The sequence below is a fragment of the Pseudomonas sp. Sample_11 genome, from assembly GCF_004307505.1.
In the GTDB taxonomy this organism is placed as follows: domain Bacteria; phylum Pseudomonadota; class Gammaproteobacteria; order Pseudomonadales; family Pseudomonadaceae; genus Aquipseudomonas; species Aquipseudomonas atacamensis.
Genome location: NZ_RCOD01000041.1, coordinates 54,205 through 69,298 on the forward strand (window position 1 = coordinate 54,205; position 15,094 = coordinate 69,298).

Here is a 15,094-nt window from a genome sequence, read left to right on the forward strand (position 1 = left end):
GCGCAACCCAACGGGGATAAATCCCCTCACCACAGGTCAGTAGAACATCGACCGCGATTCTTCCAGATCCGCGCAGAACTGCTTGTTCTCCGGGTCAATCCCCAGCTTCCTGAACGCCGGCACGCTAAACGGATCAATCCGCGCAAACGGATGATCGGTGTCCTTGCGGCAATACAAATTGGCCACTTGCACGACATCGACGTAATCGATGCGCGTCGAGTCGCGGCTGAAGTCTTGATACAGCAACGGCAAATGCACCAGGCGCTCGGGAAACTCCCAGACCCGCAGCAATTTCTCGCCCAGCAATGGGTGAATCTGCTCGATCACATGGGTCAGGCTGACCGCATCCGAGAGCAGTTCATTGTGGTCTTCGGCGTAAGTCAGGATCGGCAACACACCAATCTGATGCACCAGCCCGCCGAGTGCCGCCTGATCGGGTTTGAGCTGAGTGTGACGACGACACAGCGCATAGCTGACGCCAGCGATTTCCAGACTGCTGCGCCAGACTTCGCGCATCTTCTGTTCGACCACCTCGGAGCGGGCATTGAAGATCTGCTCCATCACCAGACCGATCGCCAGGTTGCTGCTGTAGTTGATGCCCAAACGGGTGATGGCGGTGTGCAGGTCGGTGACTTCCTGCGCGGCGCGCAGCAGCGGACTGTTGACCACTTTGATCAGGCGCGCCGACAGCGCGGTATCGCGGCCGATGACTTTGCTCAGATCGCTGACGCTGATTTCCGGATCCTCGGCGGCCTTGCGAATCTGCAGGGCCACTTCCGGCAACGTTGGCAGAACCAGGTCATCGTTATCGATGGCCGCAACCAAATCCTGTTGGACCTTTTCCGCCAGTTCGCTCATTTGGACTCTCTAGGGTGTTGCAACAATGCTGCGATCAACGCTGGATTTCGCGGTCGCGATCCAGTTCGTAAGGCAGGTCGAGCACGTGCAACGCGGGGCCTTCGAGGGCGCCCAGACGCAAATCACCGGCTTCGGCAGCTTCGGCCTGCAACACGGCCAGGAGTTCAATGTTTCCCTCGGCATTGGCCGCCAGCACCACTTCGCCGATCGAGCTGTTGTGGCTGGGCGCGAACAACTGAGTGCCGGGCTCCGGCAACTCGGCTGCGTCGAGGTGCAGGCGGTACAGGCGCCGCTTGAGCTTGCCCAGGTACTGCATGCGCGCAACGATTTCCTGGCCGGTGTAGCAACCTTTCTTGAAGCTCACCCCGCCGACCGCCTGCAGATTGAGCATCTGCGGGATGAACAGTTCGCGAGTGGAAGGCATGACCTGGCCGATACCGGCGCGGATCTGGCCCAGCAGCCATTGATTCAGTTCGCCCTCAGCCAGCGTGGCGGACAGTTGGCTTTGAATGTTTGGCGCCTGAGCGGCAGGCACCCAGAGTTCGGCGCGCTCGGGCGAAACGCGAATTGCGATCAGGCCTTCATTGCGTACAACGCTGTCGGTTTCGGCGGGCAGTGCCAGACCGAGGCTGGTCAGGGCTGCATCGCCATGTGCCAGACCGAAGCGCACCCAGGCGGCGCTTTCGTCGGTCAGTTTCGATTTGGAGAACACCGCGTACTTTTTCAGGTCGGCCAGTTGCGGCTCGAGCAGCTCGCTGGCCATCGCCATCACCACGCCGTCGCCCTCAAGCAGGATGCGGAAGCTCGACTGCATCCGGCCTTTCTGCGTGCAGCGGGCGCCGAGGCTGGCGCGGGTGTCGCTCAGGTAATTGATATTGCAGGTCAACTGGCCTTGCAGGAATTTTCCGGCGTCCGCACCGCGAACCGCGAGTACGCCTTCATGAGACAGGGTGCAGAAAAAAGCAGAATCGGCCATGGGTCATCGCAGGGTAAATAGACTGGGGCACATCATAAGGGGGCAGGGTTGAAATGGGTAGTTGATAAAGGATCAGGGGTCCCCGACCAAAGCCGACTGTGCGGCCCGCGCCGGGGCTGTATACTGCCCGGCAAATTCGAGGAGGGCTCCATGGTCGAACAAGTTGAACTGAATCGCCTCTTTTGGCACAGCCGTCGCGGCATGCTTGAGCTTGACGTGCTGCTGGTGCCGTTCGTGCAGGAGGTTTACGCGACGTTGAATCAAGTGGATCGCGATCTGTACGTGCGTTTGCTGACCTGTGAGGATCAGGACATGTTCGGCTGGTTCATGGAGCGCAGCGAGTCGGAAGATCCGGAGCTGCAACGCATGGTCCGGATGATTCTGGATCGTGTCCAGCCCAAGTAATACGTTCGAATGCCGCTGGCATGCCTCACGGCAGTTGCTGGCGGCGTATCTGTTGGCCCAGGCGTTCGCCATGGGTTCTTTATTCCTGCTGTCAATTCCGCTCTGGGCCAGCCTGCTCGGCGCTTGCGCCTGTGCGCTGCACGGTTTTTGGGTGCTGCCACGGCAGATTCTGCTGAAACATCCGCAAGCATTTTGCGGGTTGCGGCGCGATGGCGATGGCTGGCAGGTCTGGAATCAGGCTGATGGCTGGCAGGCTGCGCAGTTACGACCGGACAGTCTGGCGCTGCCATTGATCGTAGTGCTGCGCTTTCGCCTGCGCGGAGAGTGGCGGGTCAGGTCGATCTGCGTGCCACGTGACTCGCAGGCGGCGGATCTGCACCGACGCCTGCGAGTGCGGCTCAAGTTCAGCCGGCGTAGGTGGGCGGCACCAGAATAGTGTCGAGCGCTTCGGGCAGCATATCCGGATAGTCGAGGGTGTAATGCAGCCCGCGACTTTCCTTGCGTTCCATGGCTGAGCTGATCATCAATTCGGCAACCTGTGCCAGGTTGCGCAACTCGATCAGGTCACGGCTGACTTTATAGTTGCTGTAAAACTCATCGATCTCATCCAGCAGCAGACGCACCCGGTGCTGCGCCCGTTGCAGGCGTTTGTTGGTGCGCACGATGCCGACGTAGTCCCACATGAATCGGCGCAACTCGTCCCAGTTGTGCGCGATGATCACGTCTTCATCCGAGTCGGTCACCTGGCTGGCATCCCAGACGGGCAGAGCGGTTGGCGCCGCGACGTCATCGAGTTGCGCGAGAATGTCCGCCGCTGCCGAACGGGCATAAACGAAGCATTCCAGAAGTGAGTTGCTGGCCATGCGATTGGCGCCGTGCAGGCCGGTGAAGCTGGTTTCGCCGATGGCGTAGAGGCCGGGCACGTCGGTGCGACCGTGCTGATCGACCATCACTCCGCCACAGGTGTAGTGCGCGGCGGGGACGACCGGGATCGGTTGTTTGGTGATGTCGATGCCGAAGCCCAGGCAGCGCTCATAAACAGTCGGGAAGTGGCTTTTGACGAACGATTCTGGCTTGTGGCTGATGTCGAGATAAACGCAGTCGACACCCAGGCGCTTCATTTCATGGTCGATGGCCCGCGCGACAATGTCACGAGGCGCCAGCTCGGCGCGTTTATCGAAGCGATACATGAAGCGCTCGCCGTTGGGCAGCTTCAAATGCGCGCCTTCGCCGCGCAGCGCTTCAGTAATCAGGAAACTCTTGGCTTGCGGGTGATACAGACAGGTCGGATGGAACTGGTTGAATTCCAGATTGGCTACGCGGCAGCCGGAACGCCAGGCCATGGCGATGCCGTCACCGCAGGCGCCGTCGGGGTTGCTGGTATAAAGGTAGACCTTGGCTGCGCCGCCCGAGGCCAGAATCACGAAACGTGCGCCGTAGGTATCCACTTCGCCCGTGGCGCGGTTCAGCACGTAAGCGCCCAGGCAACGATCGCCTTCCATGCCCAAGCGGCGTTCGGTGATCAGATCGACGGCGACGCGCTGTTCCAGCAATTCGATGTTCGCGCGCTCTTTGGCCTGGGCCAGCAAGGTTTTGAAGATCGCCGCGCCGGTGGCGTCGGCAGCATGGATGATCCGTCGATGGCTGTGGCCACCTTCGCGGGTCAGGTGAAATTCGAAACCACCGTCTTCAGTGCCGGACTGTTCGTCGCGGGTGAACGGCACGCCTTGGTCGATCAGCCATTGGATGGCTTCGCGGCTGTGCTCGACGGTAAAGCGTACGGCGTCTTCATGGCACAGGCCGCCGCCCGCATTGAGGGTGTCGTCGACATGGGATTCGACAGTGTCGGTATCGTCGAGCACCGCAGCGACGCCGCCTTGGGCCCAGAAGGTCGAACCGTTGGCGAGATCGCCTTTGCTCAATACGGCAATGCGCAGATGACCGGGCAAGGTCAAAGCGAGAGTCAAACCGGCAGCACCGCTGCCAATCACCAGAACATCGTGTTGGAACTGTTGGCTCATTTCAGGATTCCGCTCAAAGCGACCCGGGTCGGGGTTGGCGCAAGACAGCTGGATCGGCGAGTCAAGACAGCCACACAGCCCACTAGTATATAGAGGGGTTGGGCGGCACAATAGCCGGGCCCAGATGGCATTGTGAGACTACTGCGCAGTAAAAAGCGCTGTGCTTCGTCGGAAGTTTTTTTCATCGGTTTTGAAAAATGACACCTGTATCGGCGCTGAAACAGTCTTTTCCGAGCAGGGTTGCGCAATGTCAGGTGGGTACGGCTATAAATAATTGGAACTTTTGCCAAAGGCCCAAGATCAATAGACGGTGCCAGAAACCAGGGACAGTGTCGGCTTCAGTGCGGAATCTGCGTTTGGATTCCTGCCGGCGAAACCGATAACAAGATTATTCGCGCAGCCGGTTTATCCCGCGCTGCGTTTTTCGTGCGTGCCAAATCAGAGCCCGCAGGAAACTTGCTTGGAGGGGGAGAACTTTTGCGAAAAGCCCGAGTCTATGTTTGCAAGTCTGGTCGTTTAGTAATGCAAGTCTCCTCCGGGCTTATCGAGGAGTGTTCATGCTAACCCAGGAAGAGGATCAGCAGCTGGTCGAACGCGTTCAGCGTGGCGACAAGCGAGCTTTCGATCTGCTGGTGCTGAAATATCAGCACAAAATTCTCGGGTTGATCGTGCGTTTTGTGCACGACACCCATGAAGCCCAGGACGTTGCTCAGGAAGCCTTTATCAAGGCGTATCGGGCACTTGGAAATTTCCGCGGTGACAGTGCGTTTTATACGTGGCTGTACCGTATTGCCATTAACACGGCAAAGAACTACCTGGTTTCCCGCGGCCGTCGGCCGCCGGATAGCGATGTAAGTTCAGAGGATGCGGAGTTCTATGATGGCGATCACGGCCTCAAGGATCTCGAATCACCGGAACGTGCATTGCTGCGGGATGAGATCGAAGGCACTGTCCATCGAACCATCCAGCAACTGCCAGAGGATTTGCGTACGGCTTTAACTCTACGTGAATTCGATGGTCTGAGTTACGAGGACATTGCGAGCGTCATGCAGTGTCCGGTGGGTACCGTGCGCTCCCGGATTTTCCGCGCTCGGGAGGCCATCGACAAAGCCCTGCAACCGTTGTTGCAGGAAAACTGAGACAGCGGCGACAGCCAAGAGAGGAACGCCATGAGTCGTGAAGCCCTGCAGGAATCGCTGTCCGCAGTGATGGATAACGAAGCGGACGAACTGGAATTGCGTCGAGTGCTCAGCGCACTGGATGATGTTGATACCCGTGAGACCTGGGCTCGTTACCAGATCGCTCGGGCAGCCATGCACAAGGATCTGCTGCTTCCGCGTCTGGATATCGCTGCGGCAGTGTCCGCTGCGCTGGAAGACGAAACGGCTCCGGCCAAAGTATCCCGCAGCCCATGGCGTAACCTGGGTCGCCTCGCTGTTGCCGCTTCGGTGACCGTGGCCGTTCTGGCTGGTGTTCGCCTGTACAACCAGGACGAAATTGCTGGTGTTGAACTGGCCCAGCAGTCGAACCAGCCTACTTTGGCCACTCCACAGGTCAAAGGTCCGGCAGTTCTGGCTGGTTACAGCGAGAGCTCGGAAGCGACTGGCCCTATGGCTAACGGCGTTCTGCAAGGTCAGCCAGGCTGGCATGACCAGCGTCTGCCAGGCTATCTGCGTCAGCACGCTCAGCAGGCTGCACTCAAAGGAACTGAAAGCGCGCTGCCATACGCACGTGCCGCAAGCCTGGAAAACCGTTAAGGAGGATCATGCGCGCCATCCCTCTACTTTCGCTTCTGCTCAGTGGCTGGTTCATAGTTCCAGCCCACGCTGACGAGGCCCAGGACTGGTTGACCCGTCTGGGCCAGGCCGAGCAGCAGCAGAGCTTCCACGGCACTTTCGTTTACGAGCGCAACGGCAGTTTTTCCACGCACAACATCTGGCATCGTGTCCAGAATGGCCAGGTCCACGAGCGGTTATTACAGCTCGACGGCTCGGCTCAGGAAGTCGTGCGCATTGATGGACGTACTCAATGCGTCAGCGGCACCCTGATTGCGGGATTGGGTGATTCACCCAACGCTGCCGCCCGTGCGCTGGATCCCAAAAAGCTGAAGAATTGGTATGACCTTGCCGTCATTGGCAAGTCGCGCGTGGCCGGCCGTGATGCAGTGATCGTGTCGCTGACGCCTCGTGATCAGCACCGTTACGGTTTTGAGCTGCACCTGGACAAGAAGACCGGGCTGCCGCTCAAGTCGTTGCTTTTGAACGACAAGGGGCAGTTGCTCGAGCGCTTCCAGTTCACCAGCCTCGACACGGATGAAATCCCGTCGGACAAGGACTTGTTGGCGGACCCGGATTGCAAGCCGATCAACATCGCAAGCGACAAGGCTTCTGCAGCTAAAACCGTGCAGAACTGGCGTTCGGACTGGCTCCCGCCAGGCTTTGAGCTGACCAGCAGCAGTTCGCACAAGGATGCGCAAACCAAGACCCAGGTCAGCAGTCTGATGTATGACGATGGTCTGGCGCGTTTCTCGGTGTTCCTTGAACCGTTGAATGGCGCAACCGTCACTGACACCCGCACTCAGTTGGGCCCGACCGTCGCGGTATCCCGTCGCCTGACCACGCCGCAGGGTGAAATGATGGTCACGGTGGTCGGCGAAATCCCGATTGGCACCGCCGAACGAATCGCTCTATCGATGCGTAACAACGATGGCGCTGCGACCAGCAAGCAGTGAGCTGATTTCAGTCATTTCCACTTCGTCGTCGAGACGTCGAAATGTTTGCTGAGCATTTTCATTTGCAAAACCCCTGAAAATTTTTTATAGGTCAGAGCCTCACGGCTCTGGCCTTGTTTGTTGTTCCCGGAACAAAAATGCCGGTCTGTGGTTTCCGGTGTTCCTTTGCTCCATATCGCTTAACCCTGCTCGTCGTAACGGGAGCTGTATGTCGATACCAAGTTTGAAGTCTTATCTTTCCATCCTCGCCACCGTGCTGTTGCTCGGTCAGGCGGTGCCTGCTGCGCAAGCGGCCGATCTGCCTGATTTCACCCAGTTGGTCGAACAAGCGTCGCCAGCGGTGGTGAACATCAGTACCACGCAGAAACTGCCGGACCGTCGGGTCAACCAGCAGATGCCGGATCTGGAAGGCCTGCCACCGATGCTGCGCGAATTCTTCGAGCGCGGCATGCCGCCTCAGCAGCGCTCGCCACGCGGCGATGGACGCCAGCGTGAAGCGCAATCGCTGGGTTCGGGTTTCATCATTTCGCCGGATGGCTACATCCTCACCAACAACCACGTGATCGCCGATGCTGACGAAATCCTCGTCCGTCTGGCTGACCGCAGTGAGATGAAAGCCAAGCTGGTCGGCACCGACCCCCGCTCTGACGTGGCGTTGCTGAAAATCGAAGGCAAGGATCTGCCGGTGCTCAAGCTCGGCAAGTCCCAGGACCTGAAGGCCGGCCAGTGGGTCGTCGCGATCGGTTCGCCATTCGGCTTTGACCACACCGTGACCCAAGGCATCGTCAGCGCTGTCGGCCGCAGCCTGCCGAACGAAAACTATGTGCCGTTCATTCAGACCGACGTGCCGATCAACCCGGGCAACTCCGGTGGCCCGCTGTTCAACCTGAACGGTGAAGTGGTCGGCATCAACTCGCAGATCTACACCCGCTCCGGTGGCTTCATGGGCGTGTCGTTCGCCATTCCGATCGACGTGGCGATGGATGTTTCCAACCAGCTCAAGAGCGGTGGCAAGGTCAGCCGTGGCTGGCTGGGCGTGGTCATTCAGGAAGTGAACAAGGATCTGGCCGAGTCGTTCGGTCTGGACAAGCCAGCTGGCGCGCTGGTAGCGCAGATCCAGGATGACGGCCCTGCGGCCAAGGGCGGCCTGCAGGTTGGCGACGTGATCCTGAGCATGAACGGTCAGCCGATCGTCATGTCCGCCGATCTTCCGCATCTGGTCGGCGCGCTGAAGGCTGGCGCCAATGCCAATCTGGAAGTGATTCGTGAAGGCAAGCGCAAGAACGTCGAGTTGACCGTCGGCGCAATCCCGGACGAGGACAAAGAGCTGGCAGGTCTGCCGAAATCCGGCGCTGAAAGCAGCAGCAACCGCCTCGGTGTTGCGGTCGGTGAATTGACCGCCGAGCAGAAGAAAACCTACGACCTCAAAGGTGGTGTGGTGATCAAGGAAGTGCAGGACGGTCCTGCGGCCTTGATCGGTCTGCAACCGGGTGACGTGATCACCCACCTGAACAATCAAGCCATCGGCTCGGCCAAGGAGTTCACCGACATCGCCAAGGCGTTGCCGAAGAACCGTTCGGTGTCGATGCGCGTGCTGCGTCAGGGCCGTGCCAGCTTCATCACCTTCAAACTGGCTGAATAAGCCAGCAGGCAGGTAAAAAGAAACCGCCTCGAAAGAGGCGGTTTTTTTGTGTCTGCAGCTTTTGTCTTTGTCGGGAAAGACTCAGCCCATCATGTCCTTGACCATGCGCTCCTGCTCCATCAGCTCGCGCTGGCGGGCATCGATGCGCGAGGACAGCGGGAAGTTGTTGCCCGCCTTGCGCTTGGCGAAGTCCAACTGCTGAATGGCCTGGCGGTAATCGCCGACCAGTGCAAAATACTCGGCGCGCGCCTGATGCAGGCCGATGATGTTGCCCGACAAGCCGCGGGTTTCAGCAACCTGATACCAGACGTCCGGATCATCCGGGCGTGACTTGAGCAGGCTGTCGAGAGCCTTCTCGGCATCGGCGGCGCGATTCTGTTTCAACAGCAGATCGACACGCACCTGATTCAGCGGATAGTTGCCCGGGAACTGCGTAAGCATGCGGTCGACCCGTGACTGCGCATCAGGCAGACGATTGTTGGTGATGTCCAGATCGACCTGCGCGAGGTTGTAGATGATCTCGTTCGGCGACTTGGCCAACAATTGCTTGAGGTTCTCTCGCGCTTCGTTGAGCTGGCCGCCCTTGATTTGCGCGATGGCGAGGCCGTAACGCGCCACATCGTTTTTCGGGTTCTCATCGAGCAGGGCGCGGAAGCGCTTGGCGCCCAGCCCCGGGGTTTCCTCGTAGATTAACTGCACCCGCGCGCGAATCAACTGGTAGCGCATGCTGTCTTCGATGCCGCCCGGTTTCGCCTGCTCGGCGCGGTTGCGAGTGTCGGCGATACGCGATTCGGTGACCGGGTGAGTCAGGAGGAATTCCGGCGGTTTGGCGTCAAAACGGTACTGGCGCATCAGGCGCTCGAACATGGTCGGCATCGAACGCGGGTCGTAACCGGCCTTTTCCAGGTTGAGAATGCCGATGCGGTCCGCTTCCTGTTCATTCTGCCGCGAGAAGCGCCGTTGTTCCTGCAACGCCGCAGCCTGGGTGCCAGCGATGGTGGCGATGCCAGCATCACCGCCGCCTGCCGCCGCGATGACGATACCCGCCAGCAACGCGGCCATCATCGGCACCTGCATTCTTTGTGAGGCTTCGACGCCTCGAGCGAAGTGACGTTGCGACAAGTGCGCCAGTTCGTGAGCGAGCACCGAGGCGTATTCACCTTCGGTCTGGGCGTTGAGGAACAGGCCGCCGTTGACCCCGACCACGCCGCCCGGCGCTGCGAAGGCGTTGAGCTGTGGGCTGTTGATCAGGATGAATTCCAGGCGGCGGTCGGAGACCTGGCTGGTCTCCACCAGTTTGTACACGCTGGATTCGACGTAATCCTTGAGCTGCGGATCGTTGAGCTGGGAAACCTGACTGCGCAGCATGGCCAGCCAGGCGCGGCCGAGCTGGTATTCCTGTTGCGGCGAGACAATGGCAGAGCTGGCGTCGCCGAGTGACGGCAGATCGTCGGCAAAGCCTGGTGAGGCGAGCAGGCAAGCGAGCGTCAGCAGGGTAGGGCGCAGAAAAGTCATGCACAAAGCCTTGGAGGACAAAGACCTTACTGTAGCCGGACACCGAAGCTGCGACCAGATATTCTAGGCAGCTCGACAACCCGAACCGGAGTGACGCAATGACTGACGCTGTAGCCCATGACGTGGAACTGGACGCCAGTGGCCTGAACTGTCCGTTGCCGTTGCTCAAGGCAAAAATGGAACTCAACAAACTGCACAGCGGTGCCGTGCTCAAGGTGATCGCTACCGATGCCGGCTCGCAACGCGACTTCCGTACCTTTGCCAAACTCGCCGGTCATGCGCTGTTGCGCGAAGAAGACGAGGCTGGCGTCTACCGTTACTGGTTGAAAAAAGCCTGAAGCGCCGCGCCTAAAATCGAAGGGATTATTGATGTTCAAAGTGTTACGCGACTGGATTCAGCGCTACTTCTCCGATGAAGAAGCCGTGGTGCTGGCAGTGCTGCTGTTTCTCGCCTTCACCGCCGTGCTCACCCTCGGCGGCATGCTTGCGCCGGTGTTGGCCGGGATGGTGCTGGCGTATCTGATGCAGGGCCTGGTGGTGACGCTCGAGCGGCTGCGTGTGCCCGGCGGGGTGGCGGTGGGGCTGGTGTTTGCGCTGTTCATGGGCGCGCTGATGCTGTTTATCGTCGTGGTGCTGCCATTGCTGTGGCATCAGTTGATCACGCTGTTCAACGAGTTGCCGGGCATGCTCGCCAAGTGGCAATCGCTGCTGCTTCTATTGCCCGAGCGCTATCCGCATCTGGTGTCTGACGAGCAAGTCCTGCAGGCGATCGAAGCGGCGCGGGGCGAGATTGGCAAGTTCGGTCAGTGGGCACTGACTTTCTCGTTGTCGAGTTTGCCGCTGCTGGTGAACATCATGATCTACCTGGTTCTGGTGCCGATTCTGGTGTTCTTCTTCCTCAAGGATCGGGCGATGATCGGCGAGTGGGTGCGTGGCTATCTGCCTCGCGAACGCGCGCTGATCACCCGCGTCGCCCAGGAAATGAACCGGCAGATCGCCAATTACATACGTGGCAAAGGCATCGAGATCGTGATTTGCGGCGGCGTGACCTACATCGCCTTCATCGCGCTGGGCCTCAACTACGCGGCGCTGCTGGCGTTGCTGGTCGGCTTGTCGGTGGTGGTGCCGTATGTCGGTGCGGTGGTGGTGACCGTACCGGTGCTGCTGATTGCGCTGTTCCAGTGGGGCTGGAGCGACCAGTTCATCTACCTGATGGCGGTCTACGGGATCATTCAGACGCTGGACGGCAACGTGCTGGTGCCGTTGCTGTTTTCGGAAGCAGTGAATCTGCATCCGGTGGCAATCATCTGCGCGGTGCTGTTGTTTGGCGGGTTGTGGGGATTCTGGGGGGTGTTCTTTGCGATCCCGCTGGCGACGCTGTTCAAGGCTGTGCTGGATGCGTGGCCGCGCAAGGAGCCGGTGGTGGCGCCGTTGCTTTAAATCGGGGTGAGGCTTTTGGCCTCATCGCTGGCAAGCCAGCTCCCACAGGTTTTGTATGTGCTGAACCCTGTGGGAGCTGGCTTGCCAGCGATGGCGTCGGTGATGACGCAGCAAAAACATCAGGCTTTATTCAGAGCCTCAGCCGCCGCCAGCACGGCATCAACATGCCCCGGCACTTTCACGCCACGCCATTCCTGACGCAGCACACCGTCCTTATCAATCAGGAAAGTGCTGCGATCAACGCCCAGGTATTCCTTGCCATACAGCTTTTTCAGCTTGATCACGTCGAACAACTGGCAAACCGCTTCGTCCTTGTCACTGATCAGTTCGAAGGGGAATTCCTGTTTGCCTTTGAAGTTTTCGTGCGACTTCAAACTGTCGCGGGAAATGCCGAAGACTTCGGTGTTGGCAGCCTTGAACGCCGCATATTGATCGCGAAAGCCCTGGCCCTGAGTGGTGCAGCCCGGGGTGCTGTCCTTCGGGTAGAAGTAGATCACCACTTGCTTGCCCTTGAGTTCGGACAGGCTGACGGTCTGCCCGCTGGTCGCAGGTGCGGTGAAATCCGCAACCGGTTGGTCGATGACTACGGCCATGAAAGCTTCCTTACATTGGGTTTTGTGGGCGCCAGGGCTCGATCAGGGCATCCAGGTTCATCGCGTCGGCGAAATCGAGGAACTGATCGCGCAGCCAGCTGATCTGCGTGTTGGCCGGCAGGGTCACGGTGAACGTGGCGTTGAGCATGGTGCCGCCGGTCTGTGGCGCCTGATAGGTGTCGCAGGTGAGGTTTTCCAGCTCGACGTTGTGGTCCATGAAGAACTGGCACAGCTCATTGATGATGTCCGGGCGATACGCCGAGCTGACGTAAGCCACGTAAGGCAGCGCTTGCGGACGATTTTCCAGAGCGGCGCTGCGCACCACGTTGACGGTGAAAGCGTGACGCTTGGCCAGCAATGGCAGGCTGCCTTCGAGGCGCGCGAGGGCGTCCCAGCTGCCGGAAATTTCCAGCACCAGGGCGCTGCACTCGCCGTGGCGGGTCAGGCGAGAGGTGACGACGGCGCAGCGGTTTTCATGGCTGGCGCGGCACAGGACGTTGGTCAGCTCCATGGGGTTGGCGCCGAGGGCACTGATGACAAGGAATTGTTCGCGAACTGTGGGGGTGGACATGCAGCATTCCTAAAGCGATGAGCGGTCGGTAGGTTGACGGGCATTGGTGGCCGGGCGTGCCTGTTCTGGCGGTCCGTATAAAGAGCCCCGGCCAGCGTTCGCGGCTCGCTCCACTGTGCGGGAGCGCGTCGATGCGACGCAGGAACGGGGCCTGGGAGGCCGAAAGGGGAGGCTGAAACCCGGCGTACAAGCTGATCTGTACCGATCAAAGTCTGAAGGGTAGCGAAAAGCGGCGCCAAGGGGAATGGCGGCGGCGCAGTACTTCGCTTGTGCAAGCATCTTGGCGCCAGTACCATTACCGCTCTCTTTTTCCGGCAGGAGCGGTTTCATGATTGCGGGCAGTATGGTGGCACTGGTCACTCCCATGGATGCACAAGGGCGTCTTGACTGGGACAGCCTCAGCAAACTCGTGGACTTCCACCTCAAGAACGGCACCCATGCCATCGTCGCCGTCGGTACTACCGGCGAGTCGGCCACCCTTGATGTAGAAGAGCACATCGCCGTCATCAAAGCCGTGGTCAAACAGGTTGCCGGGCGCATTCCGGTCATCGCCGGCACCGGCGCCAACTCGACCCGCGAAGCCGTCGAGCTGACCCGCAACGCCAAGGCCGCCGGCGCCGATGCCTGCCTGCTGGTGGTTCCTTATTACAACAAGCCGACCCAGGAAGGCCTGTACCAGCACTTCAAGCACATCGCTGAGGCGGTGGACATTCCGCAGATTCTCTACAACGTTCCCGGCCGCACCTCCTGCGACATGCAGGCCGAGACGGTGATTCGCCTGTCCACCGTGCCGAACATCATCGGCATCAAGGAAGCCACCGGCGACCTCAAGCGCGCCAAAGCGATCATCGATGGCGTGAGCAAGGATTTCATCGTGCTGTCCGGCGATGATCCGACCGCTGTCGAGCTGATCCTGCTGGGCGGCAAAGGCAACATCTCGGTCACCGCCAACGTCGCCCCGCGCGAAATGGCTGACCTGTGCGAGGCCGCGCTCAAGGGCGACGCCGATACCGCACGCGCAATCAACGAAAAACTGATGCCGCTGCACAAGGACCTGTTCATCGAAGCCAACCCGATTCCGGTGAAGTGGGCTTTGGTCGAAATGGGCCTGATGCACGAAGGCATCCGCCTGCCACTGACCTGGCTGAGCACCCCTTGTCATGAAACGCTGCGCTCGGCCCTGCGCCAGTGCAACGTCCTGGTTTAATTGAGGAAGTACAACGCATGAAGCGAATGGCCGGACTTTCCGCACTTGCCTTGATTATCTCCAGCACCAGTGGCTGCGGATGGGTCTGGGGGCCGGAAGGTTATTTCCGCGACCGTGGAAGCGATTACCTGCAAGCGCAACAGACTGCACCGATGCAATTGCCACCGGATGTGAGCACTGCCAAACGTCTCGATCCGCTGTTGCCGATCCCGCGCAACGTGGCCGATGACACCGCGACGGGCGAGTACGTTGTGCCGCGTCCTCAGCCGCTTTCGGCGGTTGCCGACGCAACTGATTACTCGCTGCAGAAGAGCGGTGATTCGCGTTGGGTCGTGGCTCAGCACCCGCCGGCCGAAGTCTGGCCAGTGGCGCTGCAGTTCTTCCAGGACAACGGTTTCCGTCTGGATGAACAGCGTCCGCAGACCGGTGAATTCACCACCACCTGGCAGCACTCCGACGAGTTGTCCGCGTCGATGGCCAAGCGCCTGAGTGCGGCCGGTATCGCCAGCGACAGCGAAACCCGCGTGCGTGTGCGCATCGAGCCGGGCGTGCAGCGCAACACCAGTGAAATCTACGTGGTCAGCGCCGAGCGTCCTGCCGGCAGCACGGCCGACGTGGCCTTCACCAACCGTTCGGTCAACACTGGCCTGGACGCTGCGCTGGTCGACGACATGCTCGCGAGCATGAGCCGCACCTCCGAGAAGGGCGGTTCGGTGTCGATGCTGGCCTCGCGTGATTTCGACGCGCCGAGCCGTGTCAGCCTGAACGAAGACGGCAGCGGCAACCCGGTGTTGAACGTCGGTACCGATCTGGACCGCGCCTGGTCGAGCGTCGGCCGTGCGCTGGAACAGGGCGAATGGCGCGTTGAAGACATCAACCGCAGCCTGGGCCTGTACTACATCAACCTGGCCGAAAAAGCCGAGAAGAAAGACGACAAGCCTGGCTTCTTCAGCAGCCTGTTCGGCAGTGCGCCGAGCAAGGAAGAAGTCGAAGCCCGCGCCGAGCGTTATCAGGTTCGCCTGAGCAAAGTGGGCGAGAACATCCAGGTCACCGTCGAAAAGAACATCAACACCGTCGCGCCGGCCGATGTCGCGCGTAAAGTGTTGAGCGTGATTCAGGACAACCTGGGCTGATC

The 15,094-nt window shown here is 59.9% G+C and carries 16 protein-coding genes; 10 read left to right on the forward strand and 6 right to left on the reverse strand.

Annotation, left to right across the window (positions count from 1 at the left end):
* Positions 1-36 precede the first annotated feature (36 nt).
* Positions 37-858: an HDOD domain-containing protein gene (locus D8U60_RS10625; protein ID WP_016770675.1), complete on the reverse strand. Its 822-nt coding sequence runs from the start codon at positions 856-858 to the stop codon at positions 37-39.
* A gap of 34 nt (positions 859-892) precedes the next feature.
* Positions 893-1,834, reverse strand: coding sequence for a folate-binding protein YgfZ (locus D8U60_RS10630; protein WP_076566391.1), 942 nt, complete (start codon positions 1,832-1,834; stop codon positions 893-895).
* Positions 1,835-1,984: 150 nt separating this feature from the next.
* Between D8U60_RS10630 and D8U60_RS10635 the strand changes: the two genes are divergently transcribed.
* Together D8U60_RS10635 and D8U60_RS10640 are read left to right on the forward strand one after the other, a co-directional pair.
* On the forward strand, positions 1,985-2,239 hold the full coding sequence (locus D8U60_RS10635) for a succinate dehydrogenase assembly factor 2 (RefSeq protein ID WP_007911418.1): 255 nt from the start codon (positions 1,985-1,987) through the stop codon (positions 2,237-2,239).
* Positions 2,223-2,675, forward strand: coding sequence for a protein YgfX (locus D8U60_RS10640; protein ID WP_130900092.1), 453 nt, complete (start codon positions 2,223-2,225; stop codon positions 2,673-2,675). The genes D8U60_RS10635 and D8U60_RS10640 overlap by 17 nt, the downstream gene beginning before the upstream one ends.
* Here the strand turns inward: D8U60_RS10640 and nadB are convergent.
* Positions 2,644-4,260 carry an L-aspartate oxidase gene (gene nadB / locus D8U60_RS10645; protein WP_130900093.1) on the reverse strand — a complete coding sequence of 539 codons (1,617 nt, stop codon included), beginning with the start codon at positions 4,258-4,260 and terminating at the stop codon, positions 2,644-2,646. The two genes, D8U60_RS10640 and nadB, sit on opposite strands and share 32 nt — an antisense overlap.
* 557 nt (positions 4,261-4,817) lie before the next feature.
* Here nadB and rpoE point away from each other — a divergent pair.
* From rpoE to D8U60_RS10665, 4 genes are all read left to right on the forward strand, one after another.
* Positions 4,818-5,399, forward strand: a complete 582-nt coding sequence (gene rpoE, locus D8U60_RS10650) for an RNA polymerase sigma factor RpoE (RefSeq protein WP_003172477.1) — start codon at positions 4,818-4,820, stop codon at positions 5,397-5,399.
* Between the two features lie 30 nt (positions 5,400-5,429).
* Positions 5,430-6,017, forward strand: a complete 588-nt coding sequence (locus tag D8U60_RS10655; RefSeq protein WP_008077804.1) for an RseA family anti-sigma factor — start codon at positions 5,430-5,432, stop codon at positions 6,015-6,017.
* An 8-nt stretch (positions 6,018-6,025) separates the two neighbouring features.
* Positions 6,026-6,991 carry a MucB/RseB C-terminal domain-containing protein gene (locus D8U60_RS10660; RefSeq protein ID WP_130900094.1) on the forward strand — a complete coding sequence of 322 codons (966 nt, stop codon included), beginning with the start codon at positions 6,026-6,028 and terminating at the stop codon, positions 6,989-6,991.
* Positions 6,992-7,199: 208 nt separating this feature from the next.
* Entirely contained in the window at positions 7,200-8,633 is a 1,434-nt protein-coding gene (locus tag D8U60_RS10665; protein WP_130900095.1) for a DegQ family serine endoprotease, read from the forward strand.
* A gap of 81 nt (positions 8,634-8,714) precedes the next feature.
* Here D8U60_RS10665 and D8U60_RS10670 read toward each other — a convergent pair whose 3' ends face one another.
* On the reverse strand, positions 8,715-10,148 hold the full coding sequence (locus tag D8U60_RS10670) for a M48 family metalloprotease (RefSeq protein ID WP_024011999.1): 1,434 nt from the start codon (positions 10,146-10,148) through the stop codon (positions 8,715-8,717).
* A 98-nt stretch (positions 10,149-10,246) separates the two neighbouring features.
* Between D8U60_RS10670 and D8U60_RS10675 the strand changes: the two genes are divergently transcribed.
* Complete coding sequence (locus D8U60_RS10675; protein WP_041478863.1) at positions 10,247-10,486, forward strand: sulfurtransferase TusA family protein; 240 nt, start codon at positions 10,247-10,249, stop codon at positions 10,484-10,486.
* Between the two features lie 31 nt (positions 10,487-10,517).
* Positions 10,518-11,588 carry an AI-2E family transporter gene (locus D8U60_RS10680; protein ID WP_016771268.1) on the forward strand — a complete coding sequence of 357 codons (1,071 nt, stop codon included), beginning with the start codon at positions 10,518-10,520 and terminating at the stop codon, positions 11,586-11,588.
* Positions 11,589-11,707: 119 nt separating this feature from the next.
* Here the strand turns inward: D8U60_RS10680 and D8U60_RS10685 are convergent, their stop codons facing one another.
* Positions 11,708-12,181 carry a peroxiredoxin gene (locus tag D8U60_RS10685; RefSeq protein WP_041478861.1) on the reverse strand — a complete coding sequence of 158 codons (474 nt, stop codon included), beginning with the start codon at positions 12,179-12,181 and terminating at the stop codon, positions 11,708-11,710.
* Positions 12,182-12,191: 10 nt separating this feature from the next.
* The gene (locus tag D8U60_RS10690; protein WP_071174673.1) at positions 12,192-12,752 is read right to left on the reverse strand and encodes a glycine cleavage system protein R; all 561 of its coding nucleotides are present in this window, start codon (positions 12,750-12,752) and stop codon (positions 12,192-12,194) included.
* Positions 12,753-13,080: 328 nt separating this feature from the next.
* Here D8U60_RS10690 and dapA point away from each other — a divergent pair, with 328 nt between their 5' ends.
* A complete protein-coding gene (dapA, locus tag D8U60_RS10700) occupies positions 13,081-13,959 on the forward strand; it encodes a 4-hydroxy-tetrahydrodipicolinate synthase (protein ID WP_016771265.1) in 879 nt (292 codons plus the stop codon).
* Between the two features lie 17 nt (positions 13,960-13,976).
* Positions 13,977-15,092: an outer membrane protein assembly factor BamC gene (bamC, locus tag D8U60_RS10705; RefSeq protein WP_016771264.1), complete on the forward strand. Its 1,116-nt coding sequence runs from the start codon at positions 13,977-13,979 to the stop codon at positions 15,090-15,092.
* Positions 15,093-15,094: the final 2 nt, after the last annotated feature.

Bases quoted from the DNA above. Each gene is read 5' to 3' on its own strand.
- dapA (WP_016771265.1), top strand. From the start codon at position 13,081: ATGATTGCGGGCAGTATGGTGGCACTGGTCACTCCCATGGATGCACAA.
- D8U60_RS10660 (WP_130900094.1), top strand. From the start codon at position 6,026: ATGCGCGCCATCCCTCTACTTTCGCTTCTGCTCAGTGGCTGGTTCATA.
- D8U60_RS10690 (WP_071174673.1), bottom strand. From the start codon at position 12,752: ATGTCCACCCCCACAGTTCGCGAACAATTCCTTGTCATCAGTGCCCTC.
- rpoE (WP_003172477.1), top strand. From the start codon at position 4,818: ATGCTAACCCAGGAAGAGGATCAGCAGCTGGTCGAACGCGTTCAGCGT.
- D8U60_RS10685 (WP_041478861.1), bottom strand. From the start codon at position 12,181: ATGGCCGTAGTCATCGACCAACCGGTTGCGGATTTCACCGCACCTGCG.
- D8U60_RS10680 (WP_016771268.1), top strand. From the start codon at position 10,518: ATGTTCAAAGTGTTACGCGACTGGATTCAGCGCTACTTCTCCGATGAA.
- D8U60_RS10630 (WP_076566391.1), bottom strand. From the start codon at position 1,834: ATGGCCGATTCTGCTTTTTTCTGCACCCTGTCTCATGAAGGCGTACTC.
- nadB (WP_130900093.1), bottom strand. From the start codon at position 4,260: ATGAGCCAACAGTTCCAACACGATGTTCTGGTGATTGGCAGCGGTGCT.
- D8U60_RS10665 (WP_130900095.1), top strand. From the start codon at position 7,200: ATGTCGATACCAAGTTTGAAGTCTTATCTTTCCATCCTCGCCACCGTG.
- bamC (WP_016771264.1), top strand. From the start codon at position 13,977: ATGAAGCGAATGGCCGGACTTTCCGCACTTGCCTTGATTATCTCCAGC.
- D8U60_RS10635 (WP_007911418.1), top strand. From the start codon at position 1,985: ATGGTCGAACAAGTTGAACTGAATCGCCTCTTTTGGCACAGCCGTCGC.
- D8U60_RS10655 (WP_008077804.1), top strand. From the start codon at position 5,430: ATGAGTCGTGAAGCCCTGCAGGAATCGCTGTCCGCAGTGATGGATAAC.
- D8U60_RS10670 (WP_024011999.1), bottom strand. From the start codon at position 10,148: ATGACTTTTCTGCGCCCTACCCTGCTGACGCTCGCTTGCCTGCTCGCC.
- D8U60_RS10675 (WP_041478863.1), top strand. From the start codon at position 10,247: ATGACTGACGCTGTAGCCCATGACGTGGAACTGGACGCCAGTGGCCTG.
- D8U60_RS10625 (WP_016770675.1), bottom strand. From the start codon at position 858: ATGAGCGAACTGGCGGAAAAGGTCCAACAGGATTTGGTTGCGGCCATC.